Annotated in this window: 9 protein-coding genes; 6 read left to right on the plus strand and 3 right to left on the minus strand. The window is 72.4% G+C overall.

Annotation, left to right across the window (positions count from 1 at the left end; genetic code table 11):
• Positions 1 to 136: 136 nt before the first annotated feature.
• A complete protein-coding gene (locus ACIQ87_RS27005; RefSeq protein WP_402411076.1) occupies positions 137 to 1,591 on the minus strand; it encodes an MFS transporter in 1,455 nt (484 codons plus the stop codon).
• Positions 1,592 to 1,656: 65 nt separating this feature from the next.
• Between ACIQ87_RS27005 and ACIQ87_RS27010 the strand changes: the two genes are divergently transcribed.
• The 3 genes from ACIQ87_RS27010 (at position 1,657) to ACIQ87_RS27020 (ending at position 3,375) form a co-directional block, all read left to right on the plus strand.
• Positions 1,657 to 2,049, plus strand: a complete 393-nt coding sequence (locus ACIQ87_RS27010) for a winged helix-turn-helix transcriptional regulator (protein ID WP_402411078.1) — start codon at positions 1,657 to 1,659, stop codon at positions 2,047 to 2,049.
• Positions 2,050 to 2,202: 153 nt separating this feature from the next.
• Positions 2,203 to 2,886 (plus strand): CAP domain-containing protein, encoded by a 684-nt coding sequence (locus ACIQ87_RS27015; RefSeq protein ID WP_402411081.1) that lies wholly within the window; start codon positions 2,203 to 2,205, stop codon positions 2,884 to 2,886.
• A gap of 135 nt (positions 2,887 to 3,021) precedes the next feature.
• The gene (locus ACIQ87_RS27020) at positions 3,022 to 3,375 is read left to right on the plus strand and encodes a hypothetical protein (RefSeq protein WP_402411084.1); all 354 of its coding nucleotides are present in this window, start codon (positions 3,022 to 3,024) and stop codon (positions 3,373 to 3,375) included.
• On the opposite strand, the gene ACIQ87_RS27025 is transcribed toward ACIQ87_RS27020, so the two are convergent.
• Complete coding sequence (locus ACIQ87_RS27025) at positions 3,272 to 4,189, minus strand: NDP-sugar synthase (RefSeq protein ID WP_402411087.1); 918 nt, start codon at positions 4,187 to 4,189, stop codon at positions 3,272 to 3,274. The genes ACIQ87_RS27020 and ACIQ87_RS27025 overlap by 104 nt on opposite strands.
• Before the next feature lie 534 nt (positions 4,190 to 4,723).
• Here ACIQ87_RS27025 and ACIQ87_RS27030 point away from each other — a divergent pair.
• Together ACIQ87_RS27030 and ACIQ87_RS27035 are read left to right on the plus strand one after the other, a co-directional pair.
• A complete protein-coding gene (locus tag ACIQ87_RS27030) occupies positions 4,724 to 5,968 on the plus strand; it encodes a serine hydrolase domain-containing protein (RefSeq protein WP_402411089.1) in 1,245 nt (414 codons plus the stop codon).
• Between the two features lie 106 nt (positions 5,969 to 6,074).
• Complete coding sequence (locus tag ACIQ87_RS27035) at positions 6,075 to 6,620, plus strand: hypothetical protein (protein ID WP_402411091.1); 546 nt, start codon at positions 6,075 to 6,077, stop codon at positions 6,618 to 6,620.
• Between the two features lie 567 nt (positions 6,621 to 7,187).
• On the opposite strand, the gene ACIQ87_RS27040 is transcribed toward ACIQ87_RS27035, so the two are convergent.
• A complete protein-coding gene (locus tag ACIQ87_RS27040; protein WP_402411094.1) occupies positions 7,188 to 8,207 on the minus strand; it encodes a hypothetical protein in 1,020 nt (339 codons plus the stop codon).
• 110 nt (positions 8,208 to 8,317) lie between these two features.
• On the opposite strand from ACIQ87_RS27040, the gene ACIQ87_RS27045 reads away from it, so the two are divergent.
• Complete coding sequence (locus ACIQ87_RS27045) at positions 8,318 to 8,905, plus strand: TetR/AcrR family transcriptional regulator (RefSeq protein WP_402411096.1); 588 nt, start codon at positions 8,318 to 8,320, stop codon at positions 8,903 to 8,905.
• Positions 8,906 to 8,994 lie beyond the last annotated feature (89 nt).

Consider the following 8,994-nt stretch of genomic DNA (forward strand, 5'->3'; position numbering starts at 1 on the left):
ACCCCATCCCCACCCCATCCCCACCGCTTCGAGGAACGTCTGTTCCCGGGAGCGTAGGGCCGGGCCGTCCGTGGCGGCCACCGAGTTGATTCGTCGCCGGTCGCTCAGCCGTTCAGCCGTTCAGCCGTTCAGTTGTTCAGCCGTTCGGGCTGCGGGTGCTGCGGGTGCTGCGGGGGCCGCGGATGGCCACGACGACGGTGAGCAGCGCCGCGAGCGAGAGGCCCGCCGCCGTGAGGAAGGCCGCCCGGTAGCCGCCCGGCACGTCGTCACCGGCCGCGGCGGCGACGGTGGACAGGACCGCGAGGCCGAGTCCGCCCCCGACCTGGAGCGCGGTGTTGAACAGGGCGCCGGCCAGGGCCTGTTCGCCGGTCCCCGCGCCGGACAGCGCGGTGACGTTCGCCGACACGAAGGTCTGCGAGAGGCCGATGACGAGGACGACCAGGAGCGGCAGGATGACGGTCCAGTAGTTCGTCCCGGGGCCGACCAGCGAGAACAGGGCGAGGCCGATCGTGTAGAAGGTCAGGCCGAACAGCATGAGCCGGCGCGCGCCCAGCCGTGGGAGCAGGCGCCCCGCGACGAGAGGCAGGAGGGTGCCGCCGACGGCCAGCGGCAGGAAGGCCACGCCCGTGGTGAGCGGGCTGAACCCGAGGACGTTCTGCAGCAGGAGCGCGGCGAAGTAGTTCACCCCGACCCAACCCGCGTACATGAGGACGGCGACCGCCAGGGCCGCGGCGAGGTTCGGCCGCTGCCACACCGCCGGCGGGACAAGCGGCTGGCCGGCCCGGCGCTGCCAGAGCGCGAAGCCGGTCAGCAGGGCCACCGCGAGTGCCGCGGCCGCCCAGCCGGGAGCGTCGGCCGCGTTCCCGCCGAGCCGGGTCGAGGCGAAGGAGAGCCCCAGCAGGCCGACGGTCACCAGCGCCGCACCGGGGAGGTCGAGGCGTCCGTGGGCACGGTCCTCGGGCGCGTCGGCGGGGATCAGCGCGAGCACACCCGCGATCAGCGCGACCACCACCAGGACGTTCACAGCGAACATCGACCGCCAGCCGATCGACCCCGCCAGCGCGCCACCCACGACCAGCCCGAACGCGAGGCCCACACCGCCCATGGCGCCGAACGCTCCGAGCGCCCGCGACCGCCCCGGTTCCGTACGCCACAGGGCGCCGAGCAGCCCGAGCGCGGCCGAGACGGTCACCGCCGCACCGGCGCCCTGGACCGCGCGGGCCGCCACGGCGAGCAGCAGCGAGTGGGAGGCCCACACCACCGCGGACGCGGCGGCGAACACCGCCATTCCGCACAGCAGCGCCCGGCGCCGCCCGTACAGGTCGGCGGCTCGCCCGGCCACCATCAGGAAGCCGGCGAACATCAGGGAGTAGGCCGAGACCACCCAGGAGAGCTGCCCGGGGGAGGCGTTCCAGTCCCGTGCCATCTCGGGCAACGCCATGTTGACCGACGAGAGGTTCATGATGTCGAGGGCTTGGGCGGTGCACAGAACGGCCAGTACCGCCCCGGAGCCCCCGGAGCCCCCGGAGCTACCTGAGCCTTGAGATGTCGCCCGGAGAGCGGACGTGTCCAGAGGTTGCGATGTCGTCACGCATCCAGTCTCTGGAGTACGGCTCGGGCCGGGAAGTATGCACAACGAAGTGCCATACTTCCCAAATGGATAGTGTCACCTCATCGCGGAACGTCGCCAAGGCCGCCGACGCCGGCACCACGGTGCAACTGGAGCAGGGCTGCACGACCCGTCGGGTCTTCGACCTGGTCGCCGACAAGTGGATGCTGTCGATCCTCTGCGTGCTGTCCGAGGGGACCGCCCGCTACAGCGCACTGCAGCGGGCGGTCGTCGGTATCACCCCCAAGGTCCTCACCCAGCACCTCCGTTCGCTGGAGGGCAACGGGCTGCTGACCCGCACCGTCTTCCCGGTCGTCCCGCCGCACGTCGAGTACGAACTCACCGACCTGGGACGGTCCCTCAGGCAGGCGCTGCAGCCCCTCCTGGCCTGGGGCGAGTCCCACCTCGACGAGATCGAGCAGGCGCGGAGCGCCGGCTGAAGCCCGCGGCGTCGCGGCCGCCGGGACTGATCCTTCCGCCTGACCTTCCGTGCCCTCGTCTCCCGTGGCGGCGTTAAGCCGCTGACGATCGCTCGAAGTGCGAACTCGAAGTGCGAACTCGAAGTGCGAACTCGAAGTGCGAAGGAGACCGCCGTGGAACGACGCCGAATCCGCAACGCCGTCCTGAGCGGCGCGTGCAGCGCGGCGGCGGCCGTCGGCGTGCTCGTGCCGGCTCAGTCCGTCCCGGCGCAGCCCGTCCCGACGCAGTCCGTCTCGGCGCAGCCCGTCCAGACCGCCGAGGACTACCCCCGCCCCGCGCTTCCCCTCGTGACGGACCAGGCCTTCCAGGACGAGGCCCTCCAGGCACACAACCAGTACCGCGCCAAGCACAACTCCCCGCCCCTCACGCTCGATCCCGAACTCGTCGCGGCCGCCGAGCAGCGCGCCACCCGGCTGAGCACCGGGCACCGGCTCGACCTGGTGCACGAGGGGAGGGTCAAGGGCGCGGGGGAGAACGACTGGTGGGGCTGGGACGGCCCGCTCGAACTGGGCGTCGAGGCGACCCCGGCGCGTACCGCGGTGGACGCCTGGTACAAGCAGGGCAGCGACTACAAGTTCGACAAGCCCGGCTACGAACAGAACCCGGGCACGGGCCTGTTCACCCAGGTGGTCTGGAAGGCCACGACCCGCATCGGCTGCGCCCGCGCCGCGGGGGAGGGGACGGGCGAGACCAAGGACCGCCTGGAGACGTACGTCGTGTGCCTGTACAAGGTGCCGGGCAACGTCGGCGACCCGGCCTCCTACCAGCAGAACGTGCTGCCTCCGGTGGGCGACTGAGCGCCCATTTGGGAGTGGACATGTCCGCGAACGACATCGTCTTCGACGAGAGCGGCCGCCGTGCGGTCTTCTCCGGTGTGAACGCGGCCCTGTCCGACGCGGTCAAGGGATGGCCCTGGCTCCGGAGGCCTCGACATGGCCGTCGAGAAGTCGTACGGCAACCCCGCCGTCACCCGTGACAGGGTGACCGTGGCCCGGGAGGTGGAGATCCGGGTCCGGTTCGAGGCGCTGGGCACTCGGACGATGCGGGAGGCGGCCACCCCGTCACGGTCCAACTGGCCGGCGGGGGCGGAGCAGACCGTCGTGCGCGCGGTCAGGGCGGGCACGGGCGCCTACGGCTACGACGCCGCGACCGGGGAGTACGGAGACCTGGTCGAGCGGGGCGTCATCGACCCGGCGAAGGTGGTGCGCATGGTCCCGAAGTCGGCGGCCGCTGCGGCCCGCACGCTCCTGGCCGTCGGGCCCGGTGGCGCGACGGGCCGGGCGTGATCTCTGGGCCCGGGTGATGCGGGGGCGGTTGCGACGATCGGGCCGTCTGCTTCGCTTGGGGCTGGGGCTGGGGCTGGGGCTGGGGCTGGGCTTGAGGCTCGGCTGCCACGCGGGCCCGCAACTCCCTTAGGTCGCCCGGGGTGTTCACGGCGCACCAGAACCCGTCGGTGCGGTAGCCGGCCAACTGACCCAGCCGTACGAGGTGCGGCAGCGTCGTGTCCGCGTGGTCCCCTTCGTCCGGCAGTAGGGGGACCACGCCGGGCGCGAAGACGTACACGCCGCCGTTGACCGTGCAGGTGGGCGGGGGCGGCGCGGCGAGTTCGGCGACCATCCCCGCGGCGTCGCAGACCACCGTGCCATGGGGCAGCCGGGGCGGGACCAGGGCGACCGTGGCCAGCGCCCCGCTCCGCACGTGGTGAGCGGCCAGCGCGGTGAGCGGGAACTCGGCCCAGATGTCGCCGTAGACGGCGAACCACGGCTCCCGCGGCGCCGGGAGCGTGCGGGCGGCGAGCTTCAGCCCGCCGCCCCGCCCCAGTGGGAGGTCCTCCACGACCACGGTGGTGCGGACCGGCAGGTCCGCCGTGCGCACGTAGTCGGTGATCACCTGCGAGCGGTAGCCCGCCGAGACGACCACCGTCTCCACACCCGCGGCGGCGAACCGGTTGATCTGGTGGCGCAGCAGCGGTGCGCCGTTCACCTCGACCATCGGCTTGGGGCACAGGTCCGTGTACGGGGCGAGCCGTCCGCCGCGTCCGCCGGCGAGGATCACCGCCTGGCGGATCGGGACCGAGGGAGAAGCCTCCGGCGAGCACATTCCCGACCTCCCGGGAGCGACGGCGACACGGGCGGCCCCGCCGCAGCGTGGCCGGACACCGTGGACAGGCACCGTGGACAGCTACCCGACCCGATCACCGTGGAATCCCCGCCCCGGCACTCTGGCCGGAGCGGGGAATCCGCGGTGATCCGATCAGGTGATCGGGGCGAGGAGGAACTGCCGGCCGTCGACGGTGAGCCACTCCCACTGCCGCCCCACTGCGGGCTGTCGGGACAGCGGGTCGTCGATTGTTCGGACTTGGTCAACTCTGCTTTCCTGCAGTGCACTTGTGGGGTGTGATCGGTGGTGATCCTGATCGTGTCCGGCCCGCCAGGCCCGCCAGGCCCGCCAGGCCCGCCAGGCCCGCTCCACGCCTCCGGGTCGACCCTGACGGGAGATCAGGGGGTAGTGACGTCCTGTCCCTGATGCCCCGGGCGGACGGTCGCGGAAGACTCGTCGCCGGGCCGGGAACCGCCGGCCCGGCGACGATCAGTCTGGAGCCGGCCGCACATGAAGACTCAGGTGAGCACGCAGGTGAGCACGCAGGTGAACGCGTTCGTGAACGGGCGGAAGAGCCGCGGCCGTTGGGCCGTCCTGGCCGCCGCCGGAGCCCTGGCGACGGCGCTGACGGTCGGGGCGGGCGCGCCCGCCTTCGCCGCCGGGCCCGTCGCCGTTTCCTCCCCGGCCTCCGCTGCCTCCCCTTCCGCTTCCGTGCCGCCGCTGGACCGGGCGGCGATCCGCGCCGCCCTCGCCCAGCGGCCCGCCGCCGACGTCTCCGCCGCGTTCGTGCGGGTCACCGGTTCCGCGGGGAGGTTCGAGGGCACCTCGGCGGAGGGCGGGATGTCGGTGGACCCGCGGGGCAGGTTCCGGATCGGGTCGATCTCGAAGGTCTTCACGGCCACCGTCGTCCTCCAACTCGCCGCCGAGGGGCGGATCGACCTCGACCGCAGCGTCCGGCAGTACCTCCCGGACTTCCCCTACGAGGCGGTCACGGTGGGGCAGTTGCTCAACCACACCAGTGGACTGCCCGGCGGCGACGGCAAGGCCTGGGGCGACGGCACCACCGGCTGGTTCGCCGAGCACCGGCTCGACTCGGCCACCCCCGAGGAGGTCGTCGCCACGATGAAGGGCCAGGCGCTGGGCTTCGACCCCGGCACCGCCCAGCAGTACAACGGCATGAACACCTTCGTCGCCGGGCTGGTCGTCGAGAAGGTCACCGGCCACCGCTACGCCGACGAGCTGCGCGACCGGATCATCCGCCCGCTCGGCCTGCGCGACACCGACCTCCCGGACGCCGACGACCCGCGGCTGCGGCACCCCGCGACCCACCCGTACCTGACCGTCCCCGACACCGACGGCGGCTCGCACCGGGCGGACGTGACCGAGCAGAGCCCGTGGCCCTGGGCGGAGGGCGGCATGATCTCCAGCGCCCCCGACCTGGAACGCTTCATGACCGCCCTGTTCCGGGGCCGCCTCCTCCCGCCGGCCCAGCAGGAGAAGCTGTTCACCGTCCCGGACGTGCCCCTCGCCCCGCACGGCAGCCACTGCGTGGGCGGTGCCGCGTGCATGAGCATGGGGCTCGAACGCCTCGCGTCCGACGGCATCGTGGTCTGGGGCAAGACGGGCTCCCGGCCCGGCTCCACCAGCGGCGTCTTCGCCACCAGGGACCTCGCCCGTACGGTCGTGTACTCGACCGACCCGACCGCGCTGAAGGGCGCCGAGACCCCGTACGTCATCGGGCTGGTGAAGTCCGCCTTCAGCCTGGACGCCATCGGCTGACGCCTCGGCTCCACCGCTGTGCCGAGGGCGGCCTGGCTCGCGCGGGGGAGGGGGACCGGCCTCGGGGCGGACGTGGGGAGGGGGTGGTGTCCGGGACGGTGGATACATGCTGAAGAACATCCCGGTGGGTGACACCGAACGCCCCGTACCCCGGTGGGCCCTGCGGCTCGCCAAGGCCCTCCCGTTCGTCGTACTGCCGCACTGCCTGTGGCGGCTGCCGTTCGCGTTCGACTTCCGGATGGGGACGGTCGACCCGACCGCCGAGGCCTACGTCTGGTGGTCCACGCCGTACGTGATCGGCCTGAGCGTGGTCACCGAGGCGCTGACGATCCTGACCCTGGGGCTGGTCAGCGGCTGGGGCGAGGTCTTCCCGCGCTGGGTACCCGTGCTGCGCGGCCGCCGAGTGCCACCACTCGCGGCACTCGCCCCGGCCGTGCTCGGCGGCCTGACCCTGGTGGCCCTCTTCGACGGCATGCCCCTCGCCTGGCTGGGCGTGTTCAAGGAAGTCGGCTACAGCAACGCCTGGTGGATGGCCCTCGGCCGGATCTGCACCTCGACGGCGATGCTCTGGGGTCCCATCACCCTCGCCCTCGCCTGCTCCTACTACCACCGCCGCCGCCACGCGAGCCGGCCCCTCGCCACCACCGCGTAGGAAGTCGACCCACCCGACTTCCCACGGAGCCGTAGCGCACCGCCCGGCCCCGGCCGTGATGCCCCCTGAACCGCTCACGTGCCCTGCAACCCGCTGCGTGAGAAGTCGACCAGGCCGACTTCTCACGCAGCGGTGGGGTGTGGCCGGTGGGTGGCGTAGTTCTCGGCAGTGGTGAAGAAAGCTTTCTCCTCGCCATGGGGCCTGCGGGCTGTGTGCTGGACTCGGTGTTGAGTGCGGTTGCCCCGGCGGTGCGCAGGAAGTCGGGTGGGCCGACTTCCTGCGCGTGGTGGTGCTTTGCTCTGGGAGCCTCCATGGCCGACTGGCGCTCCGGGCTGTGTGGGAAGTCGGCGGGGCTGACTCTGCGGCTCGGGCGGTGCTTGGTGGTCCGTTGCGCGAGAAGTCGAATGGGCCGACTTCTCGCGCAGATCACGCAGAGGCTTCCGGTGGCGAGGACGCACACACGCAGGAAGTCGGTGGGGGCGACTTCCTGTACTGGCTGGCGCTGGGTCCGCTGCGAGCGCGAGAAGTCGGACGGGCCGACTTCTCGCGCTCGCAGCGGGAGTGTGGTCAGTGGGTGGCGTAGTACTCGGCGAGGGCGAAGAAAGCCTTCTTCGGATCCCAGGGGACGCCGGGATAAGTGCTGCCCGGGCGGTCCTCGTAAGTCTTGGTGATGCCGTAGCTGGCGAGGTCGAGGTCGTCGCGGGGGTCGCCGTTCGGGCGGTGGACGTGATCGTAGAGGGCGAGGGTGAAGACGAAGGTGGCGTCGATGCCGCCGGCGTCGAAGGCTTCCAGTAGTTCGCGCAGGTGGGCGGCCTGTGCGGCCTCGTCACGCTGGTAGGTGCCGTCGAGGCGGACCGGTCCGTTGTCGTCGTACTCGACGACGTCCAGGCCGAGTGCGCCGCGGTCGCCGGCGCCGCGGTAGGTGGCAGAGCCGAACTCCGTGACGGCGACCGGCTTGCCCTGGGCCGTGAGGTCGCGGACGCCGTCGGCGAAGCGGTCGGCGGTCTCGGCGGAGCGGTACAGGTCCAGCGAGACCAGGTTGAAGGGCTCCCAGTCCACCCGCTCCAGCGGCACCGCGGCGTACGTGACCCGCCCGCCGAAGCGCTCGCGCACCGTGGCCACCGCCCGGTCGAGGAACGCGTTGACCCGGCCGCTGACCGCGCCGAGGTGCTCGCGCACCTGCTCGGGCCGGGCGAGCAGGGCGATCCGCTCGCCGGTGTCGGCACCGGGCAGGAAGCCCGGGTTCATCAGGCTGAGCTCGGCGCCGGTCACGAACACCACCTCGGCCCCGTCCCGTCGCAGCCGTTCCGCGCGCTCGGCGCAGTCGGCGAACAGCTCCAGCATCTCCTCGGCGGTGAGCTCCAGAGGGTACGGGGAGTACCAGATCTCCAGGCCGAGGGCGGCGGCCCGCCGGGCGGCGAGCTCGATCCGGTCGGCGTCGCCGCCCATGATGCGGACCGCGTTGCAGTGCAGCTCCTCCCGGATGATCCGCAGCTCGCGCTCCACCACCACGGGGTCGAACCGGGTCCGGGAGCACGTCCCGTTCCTGACGAAGCCGGTGTCGTAGCTGATTCCCTTGGTACGCACGCTTTCCTGCCTTTCCGGCGAGAGGAAATTTACGGTACGCCCAGTACCGTAGTTGCCTGGGGCCGCCGAGGGCAAGAAGGATGGGGGCGGTCTACGGAGAGGGCGGCGGCATGGCCGGGCAGACGCGGCGGCGCGGGGCGGCGCTGGAGGAGGCGATCCTGCGGGCGGCGGTGGAGGAGCTCACCGACGCCGGGTTCGCCGGGCTGACCATGGACAAGGTCGCCGCCCGCGCCGGCACCAACAAGAACGCCATCTACCGCCGCTGGCCCAACCGGCTGGCGCTCGGCCTCGCCGCGTACAAGCAGCTCGCGAAGGCGGCCCCGGTCCCGGACACCGGTGAACTGCGCGGCGACGCCCTGGAGTTGCTGCGCCAGGCGAACCGCCACTGGAGCTCCCCACTGGGCGCCGTGCTGCGCGAGCTGCTGGCCGCGGCCGGGGGCGCGACGGAGTTCCTGGCGCAGCTGCAGGACCAGTCCGGTGACGCCGCGGCCGCGCCCTGGCTCACCGTCCTGGGTCGTGCGGTCGCCCGCGGCGAGGCGGCCCCCGAGGCGCTGCACCCCCGGGTGGCGACGGTGGCGGTGGTGCTGCTGCGCAACGAGTTCGTGGTGCGCGGGGTGCCGACCGCGCCGGACGACGTCCTGGTGGAGATCGTGGACGAGGTGTACCTGCCGCTGGTGCGCGGGCGGGCGCAGGGCTAGCCCCGGACTTCGCAGATGGGGTTTTAGGTTTCCAGCCAGCGGGGTCGGGTTTCGTCGATGCCGAGGAGTTCGAGCAGGTGTGCTTGGAC

The organism is Kitasatospora sp. NPDC096204, from assembly GCF_044763205.1.
In the GTDB taxonomy this organism is placed as follows: Bacteria; Actinomycetota; Actinomycetes; order Streptomycetales; family Streptomycetaceae; genus Kitasatospora.

Bases quoted from the DNA above. Each gene is read 5' to 3' on its own strand.
- ACIQ87_RS27045 (WP_402411096.1), top strand. From the start codon at position 8,318: ATGGCCGGGCAGACGCGGCGGCGCGGGGCGGCGCTGGAGGAGGCGATC.
- ACIQ87_RS27020 (WP_402411084.1), top strand. From the start codon at position 3,022: ATGGCCGTCGAGAAGTCGTACGGCAACCCCGCCGTCACCCGTGACAGG.
- ACIQ87_RS27035 (WP_402411091.1), top strand. From the start codon at position 6,075: ATGCTGAAGAACATCCCGGTGGGTGACACCGAACGCCCCGTACCCCGG.
- ACIQ87_RS27025 (WP_402411087.1), bottom strand. From the start codon at position 4,189: ATGTGCTCGCCGGAGGCTTCTCCCTCGGTCCCGATCCGCCAGGCGGTG.
- ACIQ87_RS27010 (WP_402411078.1), top strand. From the start codon at position 1,657: ATGGATAGTGTCACCTCATCGCGGAACGTCGCCAAGGCCGCCGACGCC.